Genomic DNA, 24,482 nt, shown 5'->3' with positions numbered 1-24,482 from the left:
CGGCCCCGGCGGCACCGTGGAGGCGTTCCCCCACTGCTGGAGTCGCCCCATGTCCGCCGTCGCTTCCGCTGTTCCCACCCCCGCCAGCAAGGCCACCCCCGGCATCGCCCTGGCGACCCGCGTGGCCGGCCAGGACACCCTGCTGCCGGCGCCGCTGCTGGCCCTGCTGGTGTCGCTGCACCGTGCGGTGGAACCGGGCCGGCAGGCACGGCTGCAGGCACGCCGCGAGCGCCAGGCATTCTTCGACCAGGGCGGCCTGCCGGACTTCCGCGGAGACACCACCGCGATCCGCAGCGGCGACTGGCGCGTTGCGCCGCTGCCGACCGCGCTGCAGGACCGCCGCGTCGAGATCACCGGCCCGACCGACCCGAAGATGGTCATCAATGCGCTGAACTCCGGCGCCAAGGTGTTCATGGCCGACTTCGAGGATTCGACCTCGCCGACCTGGCGCAACCTGCTGGCCGGCCAGCAGTCGCTGGCCGCCGCGGTGCGTGGCGATCTCGAATACACCGCACCCAATGGAAAGCACTACGCCCTGCGCCCCTACGACGAGCAGGCGGTGCTGATCGTGCGCCCGCGCGGCTGGCACCTGGACGAGAAGCACGTGCGCATCGATGGCCAGTTCATCGCCGGTGGCCTGTTCGACGCGGCGGTGTTCGCCTTCCACAACGCCCGCACCCTGCAGGCGAAGGACCGCGGCCCGTACTTCTACCTGCCCAAGCTGCAGAGCATGGAAGAGGCAGCGCTGTGGGAATCCGCGCTGTCGCACATCGAGGGCATGCTCGGCCTGCCGCACGGCCAGATCAAGGTGACCGTGCTGATCGAAACGCTGCCGGCGGTGTTCGAGATGGACGAGATCCTGCACGCGCTGCGTGACCGCATCGTCGGCCTGAACTGCGGGCGCTGGGACTACATCTTTTCGTACCTGAAGACCTTCCGCCGCCACGCCGACCGCGTGTTGCCCGAACGCGGCCAGGTGACCATGACCCAGCCGTTCCTGAAGGCGTATTCGGAGCTGCTGATCCAGACCTGCCACCGCCGCGGTGCGCATGCGATGGGCGGCATGGCCGCGCAGATTCCGATCAACAACGATGCCGCTGCCAACGAGCAGGCGATGGCCCGCGTGCGCGCTGACAAGCTGCGCGAGGTCACTGCCGGCCACGACGGTACCTGGGTGGCGCACCCGGCGCTGATTCCGGTGGCGATGGCGATCTTCGACGAACACATGCCCGGTGCGAACCAGCACAGCGTGCTGCGCCAGGATGTGCGCGTGGGCCGCGACGAACTGATCGCACGGCCGCCCGGCACCATCACCCGCGCCGGCTTCGAAGGCAACGTGGAAGTCTGCGTGCGCTATCTGGCGGCATGGCTGGATGGCAACGGCTGCGTGCCGATCCACCACCTGATGGAGGACGCGGCCACCGCGGAGATCAGCCGCAGCCAGCTGTGGCAGTGGCTGCATACGCCGGGCCAGCAGCTGGACGATGGCACTGCGATCGATCTGGCGTTGCTGGATTCCACCCTCTCGCAGCTGCCGGCACGGCTCGGCGATACCGCCGCGCTGCCCGGTGGCACACGCATCGGCGAGGCCATCGCCCTGCTCGGCGAACTGAGCCGCAGCGACGAACTGACCGATTTCCTGACCCTGCCGGCCTACGCGCGCATCGACTGACCGACTGCCCGCAATTCCGCCGTTTCCCTCCCCGCTGCACGCACGAACCGAACTGGAGAAAGACATGAGCAAGCTGCCCACTGCCGAACAGATCCAGCACGACTGGGATACCAACCCGCGTTGGGAAGGCATCCAGCGCAACTACAGCGCCGCCGACGTGGTGCGCCTGCGCGGCACCGTCCACATCGAGCATTCGCTGGCCCGCCTGGGCGCAGAGAAGCTGTGGGCGTCGCTGCATGAGCGCGAGTTCGTCAACGCGCTCGGTGCATTGACCGGCAACCAGGCCATGCAGCAGGTCAAGGCGGGCCTGAAGGCGATCTACCTGTCCGGTTGGCAGGTGGCGGCCGACGCCAACCTGGCTGGGCAGATGTACCCGGACCAGTCGCTGTACCCGGCCGATTCGGTGCCGGCGGTGGTCAAGCGCATCAACAACACGCTGCTGCGCGCCGACCAGCTGCATCACGCCGAAGGCAAGGACGACATCGATTTCCTGCAGCCGATCGTGGCCGATGCGGAAGCCGGTTTCGGCGGCGTGCTCAATGCGTTCGAACTGATGAAGGCGATGATCGAGGCCGGTGCCGCCGGCGTGCATTTCGAAGACCAGCTGGCCTCGGTGAAGAAGTGCGGCCACATGGGCGGCAAGGTGCTGGTGCCGACCCGCGAGGCGATCGAGAAGCTCAACGCTGCGCGGCTGGCCGCCGACGTGCTGGGCGTGCCGACCCTGCTGGTGGCACGTACCGATGCCGAAGCCGCGGATCTGCTGACCAGCGACATCGATGGCAATGACAAGCCGTTCGCCACCGGCGAGCGCACGGTGGAAGGCTTCTACAAGACCCGCAACGGCCTGAACCAGGCGATCAGCCGTGGCCTGGCCTATGCGCCCTACGCCGACCTGGTGTGGTGCGAGACCGGCAAGCCGGACCTGGAGTTCGCACGCAAGTTCGCCGAGGCGATCCATGCCAAGTTCCCGGGCAAGCTGCTGGCCTACAACTGCTCGCCCAGCTTCAACTGGAAGAAGAACCTGGACGACGCCACGATCGCCAAGTTCCAGAAGGAGCTGGGCAGCTACGGCTACAAGTTCCAGTTCATCACCCTGGCCGGCTTCCATGCGCTGAACTACGGCATGTTCAATCTGGCCCACGGCTACGCGCGCCGCCAGATGAGCGCGTTCGTCGAGTTGCAGGAAGCCGAGTTCGAGGCGGCAGAGCGCGGCTTCACCGCGGTCAAGCACCAGCGCGAGGTCGGCACCGGCTACTTCGATGCCGTGACCCAGGCGATCCAGCAGGGCCAGTCGTCGACCACTGCGCTGACCGGCTCCACCGAGGAAGAGCAGTTCCACGGCGGGCGCAGCGAACGCGCGGCGTGATGCGGTAGTGCCGGCCGCTGGCCGGCAACCACGCGATCCTTCGGGCACCACAGGGAAGCCGGCCAGCGGCCGGCGCTACCGAAGCTTCGGAATCCGATCAGGGTGGCCAGGGAAGGGCCAGACAACGCCGGCCGGTCGGGGGACCTGCCGGCGTTGTTGTATCGATGCAATCGCGTCGGAAGCAGGCAGCGTCAATCAGGCGCACCCTGCCTGCCGGCAACTTGGCCGAACCCTCGTGAAGACCGCCATCGGATTGATCCGGCAGGACTTTTGCGCGGACACCCATGACCAGAACGGCATCACGCATCTTCACATCAGGCAAGATCGCCGGGGCATTAAAAATGAGATAGGGCGCACAGTTTAAAGCGGTGCTATGCTCCGCGGCTCACCAGGGGACGCTGGCGGCAGGTGCAGGGAATGACCGGCAGGGGTGCGGCCGAGAACGTTGACGCAACGACAGGTATCGCTCAAGTGGCGATGGCCGAGGTCGTGCATGCGTTGCTTTCGGAAGCTGAGGTCGAATTGTTCGCGAAATTCGCCCGCCGATGCAAGTTCCATGCCGGACAGTGGATTTTCCAGCGCGGGCACCGCGGCGAGCGGATGTATGTGATCCTCGAGGGTCAGATCGAACTGGATTTCGGCGAAGACCTGGTGATCAAGACGTTGGGTCAGCGTGAGTTCTTCGGAGAGCTAGGCCTGTTGGTCGGTGATCACCTGCGCAGTGCCGGAGCGCGCGCGCTGTTCGATTGCGAGGTACTGGAGCTGGGCCCGACTGATTTCCAGCAACTGGTCGACATCGATCCCGGGCTGGTTTCGCACTTCCTGCGGCGCACGATCATGCGCGTGCTGACCAATGAGCAGGCCCTGATCAGCCAGTTGCGTCGACGCAACCATGATCTGGAAACCGCACTCGACAATCTTTACATCACCACCCACCAGCTGACCCATACCCGTGAGCTGGTGCGCACCGATGAGCTGACCGGTCTGCACAACCGGCGTGGATTGACGCTGTATCTGCAGGAATGCCGTGCGCAGCAGGACGACCAGCCACAGGCATTGCTGTTGATCGATTGTGACCGTTTCAAGCAGATCAACGATCGGCATGGGCACCAGGCCGGAGACCGCGTGCTGCAGAGCATGGGCAACATCCTGCGTTCGATGGCCGGGGAGCACGATCTTGCATGCCGCTTGGGCGGCGATGAGTTCTGCCTGCTGCTGCGCCGCGGTAATCATGACCTTGTGCAGCATGCGGCGGAGTTCATCCTGGCTGCCGTACACGGCCTGATCGAGCGCAATCACGCTACGCCACACGTGAGCCTGGTCAGTATCGGTGCCTGTCTGCTGCAGCCGGAGGCGGGCTGGAGCGAATGGTATGCGTGTGCCGATCGCGCGCTGTACCGCGCCAAGCGCGCGGGCGGGAACTGCCTGCGCTGGGGTCCTGATCCAGATCCCGACCACGGACAATGACCACAGGAGGTGGCAATGGACATTCCGCAGGAACCTACGCCACTGCAGAGCCCTCTGTTACGGGCGCTGCTGTTCACTGACCTGTGCGATTCGCTGCAGCTGGTCGAAAGCATCGGCGACATCGCCGCAGCCGAACTGTTCCAGCAGCACGATCGCCTGGTACTGGGGTTGCAGCAGCGCTGGAACGGGCAGTTGATTGATCGTTCCGATGGGCTGTTCATGCTGTTCGAGCGCACCATCGATGGTGTTGGATTCGCACTGGCCTACCAGAGTGCCGTGGATTCGCTCGGCCGTGAGCGCGGCATCGTACTGCGGGCGCGGGCCGGGCTGCATGTCGGCGACGTGCTGCTGTGGAACAACAGCGCCGAGGCGATGGCGCATGGCGCCAAGCCGGTGGAAGTGGAAGGTCTGGCCAAGCCGATGGCCGCTCGCCTGATGCAGCTGGCCTGGCCGGGCCAGGTGCTGCTCTCGTCCACGGCCGAGGAGATGGCGCGCCGGGCCAGCAGTGAGTTGCCTTGGGCCGCCGACGAACTGCGTTGGAAGGACCACGGGCGGTGGCGTTTCAAAGGCATCAGTGAACGCCAGGAAGTCTTCGAAGTCGGCCTGCGCGGCAGCGCGCCGCTGCGTCGGCCACGTTCCGGCGAGAAGGCATGGCGCGATCTCCCGCTGTGGCAGCGCCCCGCGGCACTGGTGACGGAAGTGGCGCTGGCGATGGCGCTGTGCGTGCTGCTGTGGACACTGCTGCGGCCAGCACCGGCCATCGCCTTCGCCGAACGCGACTGGGTGATCGTGGCGGCGGTGCACAACGCCACGGCTTATCCGCAGCTGGACAGCAGCCTGGAGCAGGCGCTGTACATCAGCCTGGGGCAGTCGCGTTTCGTCAACATCCTCAGCGAGCTGAAGGTTCGCGACACCCTGCAGCTGATGCAGCGTCCTCCGCAGGCGAGGCTGGACCGCAGGCTGGCCATCGAGGTTGCGTTGCGCGATGGGGTGCGTGCGGTACTGATCCCCAGTGTGCTGGAGCTCAACGGCAAGGTACGAGTCAGTGTGGAGGTGGTCGATCCCCGCACGGGCCAGACCGTCTACACCCGCTACGCCGATGGACGTGGGCTGGACTCGATCCTGGCCTCGACCGATCACGTGGTTGCCGCGCTGCGCACCGACCTTGGTGAAGCGCTGCGCGACGTCGGCGCTGACCAGCGACCGCTGCCTACCGTGGCCACCTCCAACCTTGATGCACTGCATGCCTATGCCAAGGGGGTTGATGCCACCGCAGCGGCACGCTATGACGATGCGCTGATGTTCTTCGAGCAAGCGACCCGGCTGGATCCTGCCTTCGCCTTCGCCTACGTCGGGCAGATGAACATCCAGCATGCCAAGGGCAACCTGGAGCAGGCCGCGGCGCTGTACCAGAAGGCAGTCAGCCAGCGCGCGCACCTGACCGCGCGCGACCAGCTGTATCTGGATGCCTGGGCAGCGGATTTCGAGGGTGCCCCGCCGGCACGCATCGCAGACAAGTGGCGGATGCTGACCGAGCTGTATCCGGATGATCCGGCCGGCTGGATGAACTACGCCAAGATCCTCTATACCCAGGGTGACTACGACGGGGCGCTGGCCGCCGCGCAGCCATTGCTTGCCCGACAGCATTCGCGCCGCGCGCTGGTGCTGGTGTTCGTTGCCCGCACGCAGATGGCCCGGGGCGAAATTGCGGCCGCCGCAGCGGCATTGCGTGGCGCTCGCCTGCACCCCGGCTGGAATGGTGATGCAATGGAGCCCCTGCTGTCCGCGTTGTCCGGTGATTTCGACGTGGCCAATGCCGGTTTCGCGGCAATGGCATCACCGGGCCCGGGCGCGCGCATGCTGCGGGCAGCAGTGCTGGCGATGCAGGATCGCAGGACCGAGGCGGCCAGTGACATGCAACAGGCCGCCGCCCAGTGCACGGTGGGTACCGGACTGTGTGACATCCTGGCATTGCAGGCGCTGGCCTGGGATGAGCCGCCCGCCGGAGCACAGCAGCAGGCATACCTGCATGTTCTGGATCGCGCGCTGGCTGCGGTCGATCGCACACAACCGGCGCTGGCGCGCCGCAACGCGTTCATTGCCCTCGCCGCGGCCTACCATGCCGCGCGTGCTGGCCAGAATGCGGTGGTGATGCAGCGGCGCGGGGCGCTGCAGGCCTTGCCTGAGCGTGATGCCGACCCGCGCCTGCGTGAACTGTGGGACCTGCTGCAGGCGCGCCTCGCGCTGAACCAGGGGCAGGTAGCGCGCGCGCAGTCGCTGCTTGCCGGGCACCCCGACGCAAGTCTGTTCCAGTGGCGGGTCCTGCAGATCGACCTGGCCAACGCCAGCGGCGACTACGCTGCTGCCCTGCGCCAGGCACAATGGCTGGAGCGTCATCGAGGCCTGGCGTTTGCTGAAGATGTCGGCGACTACGCACTGCTTCCACTGAACGCGATGGATGTTCAGCGGTTGGCGTCATCCGGCACCACGGCCGTGGCAAGCAAGGCCAGGGCGCGCGTACCCTGACGCAGGCTTATTGATCCAGGCCGGGCAGGCCGTCTTCGAACAGGAACGGCACGGTGAACGCAGCGCGCACATCCAGCAACTGGCTCATGCGTGTAGCCGCACCTGCGAATTCCGCCTTGCCGCCCAGCGAGGAGAGCGGCGCGCGGCATGCACGCACGGTTTCTTCGTCCGCACCAAGTGCGAGCAGGGCCAGGCCCGGGTCCCTGGCAAACTCGGCCCGGAAGGCATCATCACTGGACAGACGCTCCAGCAGCTGTTGGACAACGTCGGCGGAAAGAGGAGAAACAGACATGGGACCGGCACCGGCAGAATGGGAAAATGGAAGTATCGGCGGTGGAGCTGCGAAGTTGATGGGTACCTGCACCCGCCACGCCATGATCGGCGTCCCGCACAGCCCTCGGACGCCATTGCGATGAGATTCCGTCGTTGCCGGACACTGTTCGTCGAACCGGTCGAACGCCCGTCCTTCAACCTGGACGAACTGTTGGCCGGTGGTACCGGCGTGCAGCTGCAGCCGGTCCTGCAGGTGCGCGCGGCGCACCTGCCGTCGGTGCAGGTGATCGACGCGGAAAGCTGTGCCTGGTTGCTGGCCTGCAGTGCAGAACAGTGGCAGCGGTTGCCAGAAGCCACCGACGCGCGCGGCCGGGTGCTGTCACTGCTGCAGAAGGGCCTGTTGGTCAGCGATGATCCAGCCTATGCGGACGTCTGCGCTGCCGAGAAGCGGCTGCGCGACAGCCAGTGGTGGCCGTTGTCCGCGTTGCACTACCAGCACTCGCGCTGGGACGGCGTGGACAGTGTCGGCGACATGCAACGCAGCCAGCTGGTGACCGCGCAGGACCTGGTGCGCAGCTTCGGCCCGCCGCCTACCGAGGCACCCGCCCGCCGCCCTGGCGCGCAGCCGTTGCCGCGTTGCGACGACGATCCGATGCAGGCGCAGCTGCAGGCGCGTACCACCTGCCGCAACTACGACAGCGCTCGCCCGGTGCCGTTACCGATGCTGGCCCTGTTGCTGCAGCAGGTGCTGATGGCACAGGCGCAGGTGGAAACCGGACCCGGCGTGCGCTTCCTGAAGAAGAATGTGCCGTCCGCCGGCAGTCTTCACCCGCTGGAGGCGTATGTGGTGGCGCTTAATGTGGAAGGACTGCCGCCAGGCCTCTATCACTACCATGCCACCGCCCACGAGCTGGGCCCGATGCCGGCACCGCCCGGCGATCTGGGCCGTTTCTGCCAACGCTTGCTGGCCGGTCAGGACTGGTTCGCCAATGCGCAGGTGCAGCTGATCCTGACGTGTCGCTTCGAACGAACGTTCTGGAAGTACCGTGGCCATGCCAAGGCCTATCGCGCGATCACCCTGGATGCCGGCCATGTATCGCAGGCGATCTACAGCGCGGCGACCGCGCAGGGGCTGGGCGCCTTCGTCACTGCGGCGATCAACGAGGCCGAGGCCGAACGGGTGTTGGGTCTGCAGCCGATGTCCGAGGGCGTACTGGCGGTTTGTGGTGTTGGCTGGCGCGCCGCCGAGCGGGTGACGGCGGAGCTGGATCCCCTTGGCCGCGCATGGCCGGCCGCGCATTGATCGACAACGCGCGGCCCTCCTCGGTCACGCCGCTTCGAAATCCACCAGTACCGCGCCATCACCCACCTGGTCGCCGGCCTTGGCGCGGTAGCCCTTCACCGTGCCATCGGCCGGTGCCTGCAGGGTGTGCTCCATCTTCATCGCCTCCAGCACCACCAGCGGCGTACCGCGCTTGACCTCGGTACCGGCCGCGACCAGCGTGGCCACGATCTTGCCCGGCATCGGGGCCAGCAGGCTGCCGGCATCGGCCACGGCGTGGTCCGATTCGCCCACCGGATCGTGCAGGGTGAAGCGGTGCTGGCCATCGGCGCCGAACAGATACAGCTGGTCGCCTTCGCGCAGCAGCTGCGGTGACCAGCGGCGCTCGCCCAGCTGCACGGTCAGATGCTGTGCATCGGCCGTGCCAAGCACCTGCACCAGCGCGGCGTCATCGCGGTGCACGCGCCAACCATCGGCCTGCGCCCACACCTTCAGCGTGTGCCTGCGTTCGCCCTGCTGCAGCGGCAACACGCGCGGCGCGGACGCGCCGAGGCGCCAGCCATCCTGTGCTCGCCACGGCGAATGCGGGTCGCGCGCATCGCTGCCGGCGTGCGCGGTGCTCGCCACCGCGGCCACCGCGGCCAGCAGCCACAGCGCGTCGTCGTTGTCGCCCACCGCACTCAATGCGACCTGCTCGCGTTCGATCAGCGCGGTGTCCAGCTTGGCGTGCGCGAACGAATCCGTGTTCACCAGGCGGCGCAGGAAGCCGGCATTGGTGGTCACGCCCACCACCTGGCAGTCGGCCAGTGCCTGGCTCATGCGGCGCAGCGCGGCAACGCGGTCCACGTCCCAGACGATCAGCTTGGCGATCATCGGGTCGTAGTACGGGGTGATGCTGTCGCCTTCCTCCACGCCGGTATCCACCCGCACGTTGGCCGACGGCGTCGGCAGGCGCAGGCGGCGCAGGGTGCCGGTGGACGGCAGGAAGCCACGATCGGCATCCTCGGCGTACAGCCGCGCTTCGATTGCGTGGCCGTGGATGGCCAGCTGTTCCTGGCGCAACGGCAACGGTTGGCCCGAAGCCACGCGCAGCTGCCACTCCACCAGGTCGGTGCCGGTGATGTACTCGGTGACCGGGTGCTCGACCTGCAGGCGGGTGTTCATTTCCATGAAGTAGAAATCGCCGTCCGGGCCGGCGATGAACTCCACCGTGCCGGCACCGACGTAGCCCACCGCGCGCGCGGCATCGACTGCCGCCTTGCCCATTGCAGCACGACGTTCTGCGCTCATGCCCGGCGCCGGCGCCTCTTCCAGCACCTTCTGGTGGCGGCGCTGCACCGAGCAGTCGCGCTCGAACAGATAGACCGCCTCACCGTGGCTGTCGCCGAACACCTGGATCTCGATATGGCGCGGGCGCTCGACATACTTCTCGACCAGCACGTGGTCGTTGCCGAACGCCGAGGCCGCCTCGCGCTGGCAGCTGGCCAGCGCATCGACGAAGTCCTCGCTGCGCTCGACCTTGCGCATGCCCTTGCCACCGCCGCCGGCGCTGGCCTTGATCAGCACCGGGTAGCCGATGCCGTCGGCCTGTGCGCGCAGGAAGTCCGGCGCCTGCTGGTCGCCGTGATAGCCGGGGGTCAGTGGCACACCGGCCTTGGCCATCAGTGCCTTGGCCGCGCTCTTGTCGCCCATCGCGCGGATGGCGCTGGCTGGCGGGCCGATGAAGGTGATGCCGGCCGCCGCGCAGGCATCGGCGAAGTCGGCATTCTCGGACAGGAAGCCGTAACCGGGGTGGATCGCCTGCGCGCCGGTCAGGCGTGCGGCATCGAGCAGGGCATCACCGCGCAGGTAGCTCTCACGTGCGGCGGCAGGACCAATGTGGATGGCTTCGTCGGCCAGCCGCACGTGGCGCGCGTTGCGGTCAGCATCGGAATACACCGCCACGGTGGCGATGCCGAGGCGACGGCAGGTGGCGATGACGCGGCAGGCGATCTCGCCGCGGTTGGCGATCAGGACTTTGGTGAACATGGCAACAGACTCGGTCATGGCACGGGTTACATGCGGAACACGCCGAAGCGCGTCTGCTGCGGGGCGGCGTTGAGGCTGGCCGACAGCGCCAGGGCCAGCACCCGGCGGGTGTCGGCCGGATCGATCACGCCGTCATCCCACAGGCGCGCGCTGGCGTAGTACGGATGGCCCTGCTGCTCGAACTGGTCGCGGATAGGTGCCTTGAATGCATCTTCCTCCACTGCCGGCCACTGGCCGCCCTTGGCTTCGATGCCATCGCGCTTGACCGTGGCCAGCACGCTGGCGGCCTGTTCGCCGCCCATCACGCCGATGCGCGCGTTCGGCCACATCCACAGGAAGTTCGGCGAGTACGCGCGGCCGCACATGCCGTAGTTGCCGGCACCGAACGAACCACCGATGACCACGGTGAACTTGGGCACCTTGGCACAGGCCACGGCCATCACCAGCTTGGCGCCGTCCTTGGCGATGCCGCCCTGTTCGTACTTGCGGCCGACCATGAAGCCGGTAATGTTCTGCAGGAACACCAGCGGGATGTTGCGCTGGGTGCACAGCTCGATGAAGTGTGCGCCCTTCAGTGCCGACTCGGAGAACAGGATGCCGTTGTTGGCGATGATGCCGATCGGGTAGCCGTTCAGATGCGCAAAGCCGGTCACCAGCGTTGCGCCGTAGCGCGGCTTGAATTCATCGAAACGCGAACCATCGACCAGGCGCGCGATCACTTCGCGCACGTCGTAGGGCTTGCGCGTGTCGGCCGGGATCACCCCGTACAGGTCGTATGCCGGCAACAGTGGTTCCTCGTTGGCCTGCACCGCCATCGCCGGCTCCGGCTTGCGCCAGTTCAACTGCGCGATGATCGCGCGCACCCGCGCCAGCGCCTGCAGGTCGTTGTCGGCCATGTGGTCGGCAACGCCGGAAATGCGCGTGTGCACGTCGGCACCGCCCAGTTCCTCGGCCGTCACCACTTCACCGGTGGCGGCCTTCACCAGCGGTGGGCCGCCGAGGAAGATCGTGCCCTGCTCGCGCACGATCACCGTCTCATCGCTCATCGCCGGCACATAGGCGCCGCCGGCGGTGCAGCTACCCATCACGCAGGCAATCTGCGGGATGCCCTGCGCGGACAGGTTGGCTTGGTTGTAGAAGATGCGGCCGAAATGATCGCGGTCGGGGAACACCTCGTCCTGCAGCGGCAGGAAGGCGCCACCGGAATCGACCAGGTAGATGCAGGGCAGGTGGTTCTGCTCGGCGATCTCCTGCGCGCGCAGGTGCTTCTTCACCGTCATCGGGTAGTAGGTGCCGCCCTTGACCGTGGCGTCGTTGGCCACGATCACGCATTCCACGCCGCTGACGCGGCCGATGCCGGCCACCACACCCGCGGCGGGCACGGCGTCTTCGTACATGCCGTGCGCGGCCAGCGGCGCAATTTCCAGGAAGGCGCTGCCGGGATCGAGCAGGGCGTCGATGCGGTCGCGCACCAGCAGCTTGCCGCGTGCGGTGTGCTTGGCGCGCGCGGCTTCGCTGCCGCCCAGCGCGGTGCGGGCGAGGGTGGCATGCAGGTCGTCGACCACGGCCTGCATGGCGGCGCGGTTGCTTTCAAACGTTTCGCTGCCCGGTTGCAGCTGGCTGTTCAGGACGGTCATCGCGTTGGCCTTACAGGGTGCGCTGGAACAGTTCGCGGCCGATCAGCATGCGGCGGATCTCCGAGGTGCCGGCGCCGATTTCATACAGCTTGGCGTCGCGCCACAAACGGCCGGTCGGGTACTCGTTGATGTAGCCGTTGCCACCGAGGATCTGGATCGCCTGGCCGGTCAGCCAGGTGGCCTTCTCGGCGGCGTACAGAATGGCACCGGCGGCATCCTGGCGGGTGGTTCGGCCCTGGTCGCAGGCGCGCGCGACGGCATAGACGTAGGCGCGGCACGCGCCCAGGCCCACGTACATGTCGGCAATCTTGGCCTGGATCAGCTGGAAGCTGCCGATCGGTTCGCCGAACTGGTGGCGCTCGTGCACATAGGGCATGACCACGTCCATGGCCGCGGCCATCAGGCCCAGCGGGCCACCGGACAGCACCACGCGCTCGTAATCCAGGCCGGACATCAACACGCGCACGCCACCACCGACCTGGCCCAGCACGTTTTCTTCGGGAATCTCGCAGTCCTGGAACACCAGCTCGCAGGTGGGCGAGGAGCGCATGCCCAGCTTGTCCAGCTTCTGCGCGGTGGAGAAGCCCTCCATGCCCTTCTCGACCAGGAACGCGGTGATGCCCTTGGCACCCGCTTCCATGTCGGTCTTGGCATAGACCACCAGCACGTCGGCGTCCGGGCCGTTGGTGATCCACATCTTGTTGCCGTTGAGCACGTAGCGGTCACCGCGCTTGTCGGCGCGCAGCTTCATCGACACCACGTCCGAACCGGCACCCGGCTCGCTCATCGCCAGCGCGCCGACCAGGCTGCCGTTGCACAGGCCGGGCAGGAAGCGCTGCTTCTGTTCTTCGTTGCCGTTCTTGCGTAGCTGGTTCACGCACAGGTTGGAGTGCGCGCCATAGGACAGGCCGATGCCGCCGGAGGCACGCGAGATTTCTTCCATCGCCACCACATGGGCCAGGTAACCCATGCCGGTGCCGCCGTATTCTTCTTCCACGGTGAGGCCGAGCAGGCCCTGCTCGCCCAGCTTCGGCCACAGGGCCAGCGGGAACTGGTTGCTGGCATCGGCCTCGGCGGCCAGCGGTGCGACCTCGGCGGCGGCAAAATGGGCCACGCTCTGGCGCAGCAGGTCGATGTCTTCGCCAAGGTCGAAGTTCAGGGATGGCACGTGCATTGTGGTGGCTCCACGGCGGGATGGCAGGAAATGGACGCACCCGGCGGGGGAGCGGGCGGCGGTCTGCAGGACCGCTGCCCGCACGGGCGATTGGACCCCAGCGTAGCGGGGTTCGGGTAAGAAGTGAATAAAAATTCAAAAATTGAAACTAGAATCAAAACATGGCCTACAAACGCTCTGCACTGATGGAAGAACGCCTGGCCGGGGCCCGTGAACGGATCCTGCTGGCCACCCGTGAGCTGGTCGCCACCGGCGGCTGGCGCAATGCCCCGGTGACCGCCGTGGCGACCCAGGCGGGGGTGTCCACCGGCCTGATCTACCGCCACTTCCCGTCCAAGGCCGAGCTGTTCGTGGAGGTGCTCAACGCCGCGGTGGCCCACGAGGTCGCGATCATGGAGCGCATCGCCAGCGGCCCGGAGGTGGCCAGCGAGCGCCTGCGGTTGGCGATCACCGCCTTCGTCCGCCGCGCCCTGGCCGGGCCGGGGCTGGCGCATGCCTTCATCGTCGAACCGGTCGACCCGGACGTGGAAGCCGAGCGCATGCGTGGTCGTCGTGCCTTCGGCGACGTGTTCCTGCGGCTGGTGGAGGAGGGCGTGGCCGCCGGTGAGCTGCCGGCGCAGGACGCGCATGTGGCCGCCGCCTGCCTGGTCGGCGCCTTCACCGAGGCGATGGTCGGCCCGACCGCGCCCAGCCGCGAAGCACACCGCGACGAAGACGCACTGGTGGATGCGATCTGCAGCTTCTGCCTGCGCGCGATCGGCGCCCGGTAATCCGGTAGAGCCGGCCGCTGGCCGGCTTCTGCACGATCCATCCGGCGGGCTGGCGATGCCGGGCAGCGGCCGGCACTACCGGGTCCGAATGCTGCGCCGCACCAGCAGTGACGCCTGTTGTCGCACGCAAAGCGCGTTCTATACTCGGTCCATCACGCAGTCGCTCAGCCGTGGTCCAACGACTATCAGCCAGGGGTAACGAAGAGTGCGGAATTACGATCTGGAGTTCCTGAAACGCTTCTCCATGGTGATCGCGCTGCTGGCGACCATCACCCTCGGCCTCATCCTCCTTGCCGCTTACATCCACACCCGGATTCCGCCCGAGGTGTCGCCGACCGCAGCCAAGCGCACCGAACAGCGCATCTCGCCCACCGGCGCGGTCTATGCCGGCAGCACCGGCGCCGCCGCGCAGGCTGCGGCCAAGGCCGCCGCGCTGGCCAAGGCCGCCTCGCAGGTGGCCTACGGCGGCACCAAGGACGGCAAGGTCATCTTCGACAACCTGTGCACCGCCTGCCACACCACCGGCGTGGGCATGGCGCCGACGCTGGACCATTCGCACTGGGACAAGCGCATCGCACAGGGCAAGGACACTCTCTACAAGCACGCCATCGAGGGCTATACCGGTCCGGATGGCGGCATCATGCCGCCCAAGGGCGGCAAAACCCGGCGCTGACCGAGGAACAGATCCACGCCACCGTGGACTGGATGCTGGGCAACCTGAAGTAACCGGTAGTGGGGGGGGGGGGGGCGGCGCCCCCCCCGGGGGGGGGGGGGGGTTGGGGGGGGGGGGGGGGCGGGCCCCCCCCCCCCCCCCGGCCACTCCCCAGGCTTTGCCCACCAAGGTCAAAACCCTGCCCGCAGGCGGGGTTTCGCATTTCAGGGTTAGTCTGTGCGCCTCTTCCATGGAGTCGCCCGTCGATGCGCCGCCGTTCCCTCGCCCTTGCCCTGTCCCTGCTGCTGCCGGCCGGCGCCTTTGCCCAGGCCCAGCCGCAGGCCGCACCGGTCGCGTCGCCGTCCGCCGCGCGCAGCAGCGCCACCGTGGTGCTGACCACCGCGCCGGCCGACTGGCGTGCGCTGGATGGCCAGCGCGTGCGCATCGCCGCACCGCTCACACTGGCCGGCACCGATGGCCTGGAGCGCTTTGGGCAGCTCACCGTGGCCTTCGATGGCCGCCTCTGGCAGCCGACCGAAGTGGCCGCGCCGGGTACTGCCGGCTATGAGCAGGTGATGGCCGACAACCAGCGCCGCCGCCTGCTGCTGGACGACGGCAGCGAAGCCCGCGACCCGGCCAGCGTGGCCTACCTGCCAGCCAACCCGGTGCTGCGCACCGGCATGCAGCTGCGCAATGTGGAAGGTGTCGTGCACGTGGACGCACAGGGCCGTCCGCGCCTGCAGGTCGAGGGTGCACTCACGTTGCCCGAGCTGAAGCGTCCGGCGGTGCCGACGGTGCCGGGCAGCCTGCATATCGCTGCATTCAACCTGGAGAACTTCTTCAATGGCGATGGCCAGGGCGGTGGCTTCCCGACCCTGCGCGGCGCGCGCACGCTGGAAGAGCACAAGGCGCAGGTCGGCAAGCTGGTGGCCACGGTCAACGCGCTCGGTGCCGACATCGCCGCGTTGATGGAACTGGAAAACGATGGCTATGGCCCGCAGTCGGCCATCGCCGAACTGGTCAGCGCCCTCAACGCCGGTCTTGCCGCCGACAAGCAGTGGGCCTTCGTCGATGCCGGCGAGGGGCCGGGCAGCAACCCGATCCGGGTTGGCATCATCTATCGCAGGAGCGCGTTCAAGCCGCTGGGCAAACCGTTGACCAGAACCGACGGTCCGTTCGCCGAACACAGCCGCGCACCGCTGGCGCAGGCCTTCCAGGGCAAGGGCGCACCGTTCATGGTGGTCGCCAACCATTTCAAGTCCAAGGGCTGCCGTGATGCCAGCGGCGGCGATGCCGACCGCAACGATGGCCAGGGTTGCTGGAATGCCACCCGGGTGGAATCGGCAAAGCAGTTGAACCAGTGGGTGCAGGCCGAAGCTGGCCGCCTGAAGGTGAAGGACGTGGTGCTGCTGGGCGATTTCAACGCCTACGCGATGGAAGACCCGATCCGCACCCTGCATGACCTGGGCTGGCAGGACGCATTCAAGGTCGCCCAGGTCGAGCATCCTTACAGCTACGTCTACAACGGCTATACCGGCCGCCTCGACCATGCGCTGCTGAGCCCGGGCATGGCCCAGCGCCTGCGCGGTGCCGCCGAGTGGCACAGCAATGCCGACGAACAGGACGCCAGCGGCTACCAGGGCCGCAACGTGCAGGGCCCGTGGCGCAGTTCCGACCACGATCCGCTGCTGCTGGGTTTCGATAAATAACGCACCGCCGGGGTCGGATCCCATTCCCACGGAATGGGCTGTGACCCCGGGAATCGCTCAGCCCCAGGCGATCAACCCGATCGCCAGCACTGCCAGTGCCAGGCCGGCGCGGTTCCACGTCGTGGTCGCTTCGCCGAAGGCGAACACACCCACCAATGCACCCAGCATCACCACGCCGATGTTCATGCCGGCGAACACGGTGGCCGGGCTCTCCGGCATCGACTGATGCGCATGCACATAGAAAAGAATGTTGCCGCCATTGAGCAGGCCCAGCAGTGCACCCGCGCCGAGGTTGCGCCAGGCCAGCCGGCTGCGGCCACTGGCGTGCCGCCACAGCTGAAGTGCCAGCATCAGCACGAAGGCCACGCTGAAGCTGGCCAGCACCGCCGCCATCGACGGCGTGCCGGACAGCGCCACCTGCTTGAGCAGCACGTCGACCACCGCGAACCCGGCCCAGACGCCCAGCAGCCAGCCCCAGCCGCCGGGTGAGGACGCCACCGCCGGGCCGCGCGGGCGCAGGCTGATCGCCACCATCGCCAGCAGGCCCAGGCCGAGACCGGCGAGCTTCCACGGCGTCGCAGTCTGGCCGAAGAACAGGAAGGCGGCGGCCAAAGACAGCAGCAACGACAAGCGCTGCGCCACGTCGCTGCGGACGATGCCGGCCACCGCCACCGCGCGGCCCAGCACCAGGAAGATCGATGGCAGCACCACCGCCAGTGCCAGCAGCGACAGCCACGGGGCATGTGGCGCGCGCAGTGCGTCCAGCGGCGGCTGCAGCACCACGGCGGTGAGCGTTGCCGCCACCAGATAGTTCCAGGTGACCATCTGCGAAACATCCAGCTGGCGGCGTCCGGCCACCTTCAACAACACCGAAACCAGCACGCTGCAGATCACGGCCAAGGACAGGTAGAGCATGGGGCGGGCACAGGGCAGGGGCAGGGGACGGTATCATGGTGCCATGCACAAGCCTTCGTTCCCCGTCGCCCCCGGCGAAACCGCCTGCCTCGAACTGGCCGGCCCGGCCGGCCCGCTGGAAGTGGTCGTCGACCTGCCCAAGGCCGATGTGCCGGCGCAGCCGATCGTGGCCATCATCTGCCATCCGCTGTCCACCGAAGGCGGCACCCTGCACAACAAGGTGGTCACCATGACCGCCACCACCCTGCGCGAGCTTGGCATCGCCACGGTACGCTTCAACTTCCGCAGCGTCGGCGCGTCGGCCGGTGAGTTCGACCATGGCGTGGGCGAGCAGGATGACCTGAAAGCCGTCGCCGCCTGGGTGCGCAGCCAGCGGCCCGACGACCGCCTGTGGCTGGCCGGTTTCAGCTTCGGCGCGTTCGTGTCGCTGAAGGCTGCTGCCGCGCTGCAGCCGGAAGCGCTGATCTCGATCGCACCGCCGGCCGGCCGCTGGGATTTCGATGGCATCGCGCCGCCGGCCCGCTGGCTGGTGATCCAGGGCGAGCAGGATGAGATCGTCGACCCGCAGGCCGTCTACCAGTGGCTGGACACGCTGGACGTCCCGCATGAGCTGGTGCGCATGCCCGAGACCAGCCACTTCTTCCACCGCAAGCTGATCGATCTGCGTGGCGCGCTGACCCACGGCGTGAAGCACTGGCTGGGCGCGGCGGCATGAGTGCAACCGAGCTGACCCCGTCGCAGCGGTACGCGGAAGGGGTTGCCCGTGGCGACTGGCAGAACGACCCGGCCCAGCACGCAGCGCTGGCCGAACTGGACCGCATCCACCTGGGCCTGGTCGACAGCGCCGAAGACGGCTGGCTGGACCGCCTGTCCTCTTTCTGGAAGAAGCCCGAGCCGGTGAAGGGTCTGTACTTCTGGGGCGGCGTCGGCCGTGGCAAGACCTTCCTGGTCGACCTGTTCTACGACGGCCTGCCGATCAAACAGAAGTACCGCACGCATTTCCATCGCTTCATGCGCAGCGTCCACGAGCGCCTGCGCGAGCACCAGGGGCAGAGCGACCCGCTGGCGAAGATCGCCCAGGAATGGCGCAGCAACCTGCGGGTGCTGGTGCTGGACGAATTCTTCGTCACCGACATCGGCGACGCGATGCTGCTGGCACGGCTGCTGGAGCGCCTGTTCGCCGAAGGCGTGACCCTGGTCACCACCTCCAACACGGCGGTGGAGAACCTGTACCTCAACGGCCTGCAGCGCGAGAGCTTCCTGCCGGCCATCGGCCTGCTGCAGCGCTTCTGCGTGGAGCTGTACGCCGAGGGCACCGAGGATTACCGGATGCGCGCGCTGACCCGCTCGCCGGTGTACCGCGCACCGTTGGCCGCCGACAGTGATGAGTGGCTGGCCACGCGCTGGAACGAACTGAGCGGCGGCCAGCCGGCCAAGCCCGGCAACATCGAGATCGAGGGCCGCAAGATTGCGGTGCGTGGGCGCGGCAAGAGCATCGCCTGGTTCGATTTCGCCGCGTTGTGCGAAGGCCCGCGTGGCCCGTCGGATTACATCGAGATCGCGCACGAGTTCAACACCGTGCTGCTGGGCGGCATCCCCGCCTTCGACCGTTTGAACGAAGATGCCGCGCGCCGCTTCGTCAACCTGATCGACGAACTGTACGACCGCCACGTCAACCTGGTCTGCACCGCCACTACCTCGCCGATCGAGCTGTACACCGGCCAGCGCCTGCAGGGCGCGTTCGAGCGCACCGCCTCGCGCCTGATCGAGATGCAGAGCGCCGAGTACCTGGGTACCCCGCACCGGGCGTGAGGGAGCCACCCAGGTAAATGCGTTGCCGGCCAGAGTTCCGGTAGTGCCGGCCGCTGGCCGGCATCCGCCGCGCGGTTACCGGGTCGGCGCCACCGCATTCCCACGCGGCCGCTCATCCGGCCCGGCCGACACATGCAGGCCCGAGCCATCGCCGTGCTCCACCCGCACGCTCTCGCCGCGCTCCAGCAGCCGCAGCGGCTGTCCCTGGTAGCGCACCTCCAGCGCGTCGTGGGCGTCTGCCAGCGACTGCACCAGCGGGCACAGCGCCATGGCCTTGGCTTCCAGTTGCTGGCTGCGCGCCTCCATGCGGCGGTCGACTTCCGCATCGAGGCGGTCGGCGCGGCGCTCCATGGCGCCGGCGCGGCCAGTGAACACCTGCCACAGCACGCTGCGGGTCATCGACCCGGCCATCGTCTCGGCCATCTGCTCGATGTGCGCGTCGAAGCCATCGCCGAAGCTCTCCTGTTCCCAGTAGCCGCGGCCCAGGCTGGCGTCGATCCAGTCCTGCATCTCGCCGCGCATTGCACGCATCTGGCGGTTGCGGGACTTGCCGGTGATGGCTTCGAAGGCGGCGTCCAGCGCATCGAAGGTGACCCCGGAGACTTCATGGGCCAGTGCGGTGACCGCTGGCATCAGCTGGCGGGCACCGGCTTCCATCTGCCGCAGGCGTGCCGCGTCGGCGGCGCTGACCGTAACCATCCTGCCATCCAGGCTCAGCTCGCCGTCGTGGAACACCACCTCATGCGGCGCCTGCGGGCCATGCCGCAGCCAGATGCCGCCGCTGTCCACCAGCACGTCGTAGTCGGTATGGATGCCGCACTGGTCCGAACGCAGGTCCGGCCCTTCGGCGGCCAGCGCCGGGGCAATGAACAGGGCAGGCAGCAGGGCCAGCGCGGGCAACCGCAGGTGCATCGGAGCATCCTTTTCCGGGAGCGAGCGGCCAGCATCCGCTGCCAGCGCGCGGGCGTCACCGGCCGGAAGTCACCCGTCCACCGGATTCCCACCGGCTGCCCACCAGCTATCCACAGGGTTGTCCCTAGCCAGTTTCATCATTGTCATGTGAAGCTGTCATTGTTCCGTTTTCGCGGTGCGTTGTACCACCGCGATGACGCCTTTCGGGCTTGACTGCGCAGCCCGTTCCGGCAGGTCTGAAGCGTCTGATCCGGGCGCCGATGGCACGATCCTTGCGGCGCAAGGGATTGCCGAATTTCACTACATTTGGCGTTGACGGGCCCCATTACCCCCACTATCTTGTGGCCGTCGGTCGCAGCAACCCCAATTCCAGGGGGTGCCCGGGGTACCCATCCGCGATCGTCAACGGCAGTGGCAGGCGCAGGGTCTCATCCCCTGCGACGCCGTCCTGCCATCCTGGGCTGTCATGTCCCGGGCTGCGTCACCCGATGCATCGAGCACCCACCAATCACGCCAAGAGGACACACGCCGTGACCACCGAATCCAGCGCCACCATCGAGAAGGAAAGCGAATTCCTGTTGACGTCGCCGCCGACGGCCAACGCGATGAGTGTGACCAAGCGCAATGGCACGACCGAACTGGTGGACCTGAACAAGATCGTGCGCGCGGTGCAGCGTTCCTCCGAAGGCCTGCACGCCGTCGATCCGATGCGCGTGGCCACCCGCACCATTTCCGGCCTGTACAACGGCGCCACCACCCGCGAGCTGGACGAACTGTCCATCCGCACCGCCGCCCTGCTGATCGGTGAAGAGCCCGAGTACGGCCGCCTCGCTGCGCGCCTGCTGGCCAACTACATCGCCAAGGAAGTCTCGGGCCAGGAAATCTACGCCTTCTCGCAGTCGGTCAGCCGTGGCCATGAAGTCGGCCTGATCAACGACCGCCTGCTGAACTTCGTGCAGACCAACGCGCGCAAGCTCAACGATGCCATCGACATCTCGCTGGACCTGAACTTCGATTACTTCGGCCTGCGCACCCTGTACGACCGTTACCTGCTGCGCCATCCGCACACCCGCAAGGTGATCGAGACCCCGCAGCAGTTCTTCCTGCGCATTGCCAGCGCGCTGAGCGAGGATGTGTCCGAGACCCTGGCGCTGTACAAGCGCATGGGCAACCTGGACTACCTGCCGTCCAGCCCGACCCTGTTCAATTCCGGCACCACCCACGAGCAGCTGTCCTCGTGCTTCCTGCTGGATTCGCCGCAGGACTCGCTGGAGTCGATCTATTCCAAGTACGGCGACATCGCCCAGCTGTCGAAGTTCTCCGGCGGCATCGGCGTCAGCTACACCCGCGTGCGTTCGCGTGGTTCGCTGATCAAGTCGACCAACGGCCACTCCAACGGCATCGTGCCGTGGCTGAAGACCATGGATTCGTCCGTGGCCGCGGTGAACCAGGGCGGCAAGCGCAAGGGCGCAGCCTGCGTCTACCTGGAAACCTGGCACGCCGACGTCGAGGACTTCCTCGAGCTGCGTGACAACACCGGTGACGAAGCCCGCCGTGCGCACAACCTGAACCTGGCCAACTGGGTGCCGGACCTGTTCATGAAGCGCGTCGAAGCCGACCAGGAATGGTCGCTGTTCGATCCGCGCGTCGTGCCGGAGTTCACCGATCTGTTCGGCGAAGCCTTCGAGCAGGCCTACCTGCAGGCCGAAGCCCAGGGCAAGGCCAACCGCACCATCTCCGCGCGCAAGCTGTACGCCCGCATGATGCGTACGCTGGCCGAGACCGGCAACGGCTGGATGACCTTCAAGGACAAGTGCAACCGCGCCAGCAACCAGACCCTGCGTCCGGGCAACGTGATCCACCTGTCGAACCTGTGCACCGAAATCCTGGAAGTCACTTCCAACGATGAAACCGCAGTGTGCAACCTGGGTTCGATCAACCTGGGCAACCACTTCGACGAGCACAACGAGTTCGACTTCGAGAAGCTGGCCGAGACCGTGCGCCTGGCCGTGCGCCAGCTCGACCGCGTCATCGACCTGAACTTCTACCCGATCGAAACCGCCCGCCGCGCCAACCTGCGCTGGCGTCCGGTCGGCCTGGGCTGCATGGGCCTGCAGGACGTGTTCTTCCGCAAGCGCCTGCCGTTCGACAGCGCCGAAGCCCGCGCCCTGTCGAAGAAGATCGCCGAAGCAATCTACTTCCACGCGCTGGAAACCTCTTGCGAGCTGGCCCAGGAACGCGGCAAGCACCCGTCGTTCAACGACACCCGCGCCGCCGGTGGCGAACTGCAGTTCGACGCCTGGAACGTGGTGCCGGAAGACACCGCGCGCTGGGATGCCCTGCGTGCCCGCATCAAGGAGCATGGCCTGCGCAACTCGCTGATGATCGCGATCGCGCCGACCGCGACCATCGCCTCGATCGCCGGCTGCTACGAGTGCGTCGAGCCGCAGGTGTCCAACCTGTTCAAGCGCGAGACCCTGTCCGGTGACTTCCTGCAGGTCAACCGCTACCTGGTGAACGAGCTGAAGAAGCTGGGCCTGTGGACCGCCGACATGCGCGACGCCATCAAGCTGGCCGAAGGCTCCATCGCCGGCGTGGCACAGATTCCGGAAACGCTGCGCGAGGTCTACCGCACCGCGTGGGAACTGCCGATGCGTTCGCTGATCGACATGGCCGCCGAGCGTGGTGCCTTCATCGACCAGTCGGCCTCGCTCAACCTGTTCATGGAAAGCCCGAACATCGGCGCGATGTCCTCCATGTACATGTACGCCTGGAAGCAGGGCATCAAGACCACCTATTACCTGCGTTCGCGCCCGGCCACCAAGATCGCCAAGACCACGGTGAGCAGCGCAGCCCCGGCCAAGGTGTTCAGCCCGGACGAAGCCATCGCCTGCTCGCTGGAAAACCCGGAAGCCTGCGAGGCCTGCCAATAAAAGCGGCCGTGCCGGCCTTTGGCCGGCACACCCCTTTGTAGAGTCGAGCCATGCTCGACTGCAGAAAACACCAAGGTAGCGCCGGGCCATGCCCGGCGTTTTGACCCGAGAAGACAAGGAAACACCCATGGCCGACAAGCCCAAGCAGATGCTGCTCGATCCCGGTTTTGAACTGACCCTGCGCCCGATGCGCTACCCGCAGTTCTATGACATGTACCGGAATGCGATCAAGAACACCTGGACGGTGGAAGAGATCAACTTCCAGATCGACATCACCGATCTGCACAGCAAGATGTCGCCGGGCGAGCGTCACCTGATCCACCGCCTGGTCGCGTTCTTCGCCACCGGCGACTCGATCGTGTCCAACAACCTGGTGCTGAACCTGTACCAGCACTTGAATGCGCCCGAAGCGCGCATGTACCTGTCGCGCCAGCTGTATGAAGAAGCGCTGCACGTGCAGTTCTACCTGACCCTGCTCGACAACTACCTGCCGGATCCGGAAGAGCGCGTCAAAGCCTTCGCCGCGGTGGAGAACATCGACTCGATCAAGAAGAAGGCCGATTTCTGCTTCAAGTGGATCGACTCGATCCAGGACCTGAAGCGCATCGAGACCCGTGCCGAGCGCCGCCAGTTCCTGCTCAACCAGATCTGCTTCGCCGCCTGCATCGAAGGCCTGTTCTTCTTTGCTGCGTTCGCCTACGTGTACTACTTCCGTTCGCGCGGCCTGCTGCCGGGCCTGGCCTCGGGCACCAACTGGGTGTTCCGCGACGAGAGCGCGCACATGGAGTTCGCGTTCGAGTCGGTGCGTGTTGTTCGCGAGGAAGAACCGGACCTGTTTGACGACGAGATGAAGCAGCAGGTCTACGACATGCTGGCCGAAGCCATCGAATGCGAAGTGCAGTTCGCCGAGGACGTGCTGTCCGGCGGCGTGGCCGGCATCTCCACCCGCGACATGCGCCAGTACCTGCAGCACTGCGCCGACCAGCACTTCGCCAAGCTGGGCATGGAAAAGAAGTACAACGTGCGCAACCCGCTGCCGTTCATGGAACTGCAGGACGTGCAGGAGCTGACCAACTTCTTCGAACGTCGCGTCTCGGCCTACCAGGTCGGCGTGCAGGGCGAAGTCGCCTTCGACATGAACTTCTGATCGAACCGGTCAGATCTGTCGCAACGAAAAACCCCGGCCAACGCCGGGGTTTTTTGTTGGTAGCGCCGGGCCATGCCCGGCGGAGCCTGCCTGGTGCTACCGGCCGTCATGCTGCACGCGGGCCTTTGTAGAGTCGGGGGGGGGGGGGGGGGGGGGGGGCGCGGGGGGGGGGGGGCGCGCGGAGGGCGCACAACCGCACCCCCGCCA

At 67.0% G+C, this 24,482-nt stretch carries 17 protein-coding genes and 1 pseudogene; 12 read left to right on the top strand and 6 right to left on the bottom strand.

Annotated elements, in window-relative coordinates; all coding sequences use genetic code 11:
• Window positions 1-49 precede the first annotated feature (49 nt).
• From aceB to V3B48_RS11225, 4 genes are all read left to right on the top strand, one after another.
• Window positions 50-1,672, top strand: coding sequence for a malate synthase A (aceB, locus tag V3B48_RS11240; RefSeq protein ID WP_329893755.1), 1,623 nt, complete (start codon window positions 50-52; stop codon window positions 1,670-1,672).
• Between the two features lie 64 nt (window positions 1,673-1,736).
• Window positions 1,737-3,038, top strand: coding sequence for an isocitrate lyase (aceA, locus tag V3B48_RS11235; RefSeq protein ID WP_285303216.1), 1,302 nt, complete (start codon window positions 1,737-1,739; stop codon window positions 3,036-3,038).
• A gap of 417 nt (window positions 3,039-3,455) precedes the next feature.
• Window positions 3,456-4,505 carry a GGDEF domain-containing protein gene (locus V3B48_RS11230; protein WP_329893762.1) on the top strand — a complete coding sequence of 350 codons (1,050 nt, stop codon included), beginning with the start codon at window positions 3,456-3,458 and terminating at the stop codon, window positions 4,503-4,505.
• A 15-nt stretch (window positions 4,506-4,520) separates the two neighbouring features.
• A complete protein-coding gene (locus V3B48_RS11225) occupies window positions 4,521-7,031 on the top strand; it encodes a putative peptide modification system cyclase (RefSeq protein ID WP_285303214.1) in 2,511 nt (836 codons plus the stop codon).
• 7 nt (window positions 7,032-7,038) lie between these two features.
• Here the strand turns inward: V3B48_RS11225 and V3B48_RS11220 are convergent, their stop codons facing one another.
• Window positions 7,039-7,323: an NHLP-related RiPP peptide gene (locus tag V3B48_RS11220; protein WP_285303213.1), complete on the bottom strand. Its 285-nt coding sequence runs from the start codon at window positions 7,321-7,323 to the stop codon at window positions 7,039-7,041.
• A 120-nt stretch (window positions 7,324-7,443) separates the two neighbouring features.
• On the opposite strand from V3B48_RS11220, the gene V3B48_RS11215 reads away from it, so the two are divergent.
• Entirely contained in the window at window positions 7,444-8,607 is a 1,164-nt protein-coding gene (locus V3B48_RS11215) for a putative peptide maturation dehydrogenase (protein ID WP_285303212.1), read from the top strand.
• 24 nt (window positions 8,608-8,631) lie between these two features.
• Here the strand turns inward: V3B48_RS11215 and V3B48_RS11210 are convergent, their stop codons facing one another.
• From V3B48_RS11210 to V3B48_RS11200, 3 genes are read right to left on the bottom strand one after another with little or no spacing between them, the layout of a single operon-like run.
• Window positions 8,632-10,614, bottom strand: a complete 1,983-nt coding sequence (locus V3B48_RS11210) for an acetyl/propionyl/methylcrotonyl-CoA carboxylase subunit alpha (protein ID WP_329893754.1) — start codon at window positions 10,612-10,614, stop codon at window positions 8,632-8,634.
• Window positions 10,615-10,640: 26 nt separating this feature from the next.
• The gene (locus V3B48_RS11205) at window positions 10,641-12,251 is read right to left on the bottom strand and encodes a carboxyl transferase domain-containing protein (RefSeq protein WP_329893753.1); all 1,611 of its coding nucleotides are present in this window, start codon (window positions 12,249-12,251) and stop codon (window positions 10,641-10,643) included.
• A gap of 10 nt (window positions 12,252-12,261) precedes the next feature.
• Window positions 12,262-13,425 carry an isovaleryl-CoA dehydrogenase gene (locus tag V3B48_RS11200; RefSeq protein WP_032128216.1) on the bottom strand — a complete coding sequence of 388 codons (1,164 nt, stop codon included), beginning with the start codon at window positions 13,423-13,425 and terminating at the stop codon, window positions 12,262-12,264.
• Between the two features lie 161 nt (window positions 13,426-13,586).
• On the opposite strand from V3B48_RS11200, the gene V3B48_RS11195 reads away from it, so the two are divergent.
• The 3 genes and pseudogenes from V3B48_RS11195 (at window position 13,587) to V3B48_RS11185 (ending at window position 16,556) form a co-directional block, all read left to right on the top strand.
• Window positions 13,587-14,195 (top strand): TetR/AcrR family transcriptional regulator, encoded by a 609-nt coding sequence (locus V3B48_RS11195; protein WP_005407661.1) that lies wholly within the window; start codon window positions 13,587-13,589, stop codon window positions 14,193-14,195.
• A 205-nt stretch (window positions 14,196-14,400) separates the two neighbouring features.
• Window positions 14,401-14,921: pseudogene (locus V3B48_RS11190) on the top strand (c-type cytochrome).
• Window positions 14,922-15,113: 192 nt separating this feature from the next.
• Window positions 15,114-16,556, top strand: coding sequence for an ExeM/NucH family extracellular endonuclease (locus V3B48_RS11185; protein WP_049400583.1), 1,443 nt, complete (start codon window positions 15,114-15,116; stop codon window positions 16,554-16,556).
• 57 nt (window positions 16,557-16,613) lie between these two features.
• Here V3B48_RS11185 and V3B48_RS11180 read toward each other — a convergent pair whose 3' ends face one another.
• Window positions 16,614-17,471, bottom strand: coding sequence for an EamA/RhaT family transporter (locus V3B48_RS11180; RefSeq protein ID WP_329893752.1), 858 nt, complete (start codon window positions 17,469-17,471; stop codon window positions 16,614-16,616).
• Between the two features lie 43 nt (window positions 17,472-17,514).
• On the opposite strand from V3B48_RS11180, the gene V3B48_RS11175 reads away from it, so the two are divergent.
• Window positions 17,515-18,186 (top strand): CocE/NonD family hydrolase, encoded by a 672-nt coding sequence (locus V3B48_RS11175; protein WP_180844599.1) that lies wholly within the window; start codon window positions 17,515-17,517, stop codon window positions 18,184-18,186.
• Complete coding sequence (zapE, locus tag V3B48_RS11170; protein WP_329893751.1) at window positions 18,183-19,283, top strand: cell division protein ZapE; 1,101 nt, start codon at window positions 18,183-18,185, stop codon at window positions 19,281-19,283. The genes V3B48_RS11175 and zapE overlap by 4 nt, the downstream gene beginning before the upstream one ends.
• A 75-nt stretch (window positions 19,284-19,358) precedes the next feature.
• Here zapE and V3B48_RS11165 read toward each other — a convergent pair whose 3' ends face one another.
• Complete coding sequence (locus V3B48_RS11165; RefSeq protein ID WP_032128211.1) at window positions 19,359-20,195, bottom strand: DUF2884 family protein; 837 nt, start codon at window positions 20,193-20,195, stop codon at window positions 19,359-19,361.
• Between the two features lie 530 nt (window positions 20,196-20,725).
• On the opposite strand from V3B48_RS11165, the gene V3B48_RS11160 reads away from it, so the two are divergent.
• Window positions 20,726-23,128, top strand: coding sequence for a ribonucleoside-diphosphate reductase subunit alpha (locus V3B48_RS11160; RefSeq protein ID WP_032128210.1), 2,403 nt, complete (start codon window positions 20,726-20,728; stop codon window positions 23,126-23,128).
• A gap of 127 nt (window positions 23,129-23,255) precedes the next feature.
• Window positions 23,256-24,275, top strand: coding sequence for a ribonucleotide-diphosphate reductase subunit beta (locus V3B48_RS11155; protein WP_008264781.1), 1,020 nt, complete (start codon window positions 23,256-23,258; stop codon window positions 24,273-24,275).
• The last annotated feature ends 207 nt before the right edge of the window (window positions 24,276-24,482 follow it).

The organism is Stenotrophomonas sp. SMYL20 (assembly GCF_036320045.1).
GTDB lineage: Bacteria > Pseudomonadota > Gammaproteobacteria > Xanthomonadales > Xanthomonadaceae > Stenotrophomonas > Stenotrophomonas maltophilia_A.
The sequence above is the reverse complement of the archived record's forward strand: the minus strand, read 5'-3'. Positions and strand labels throughout refer to the sequence as shown.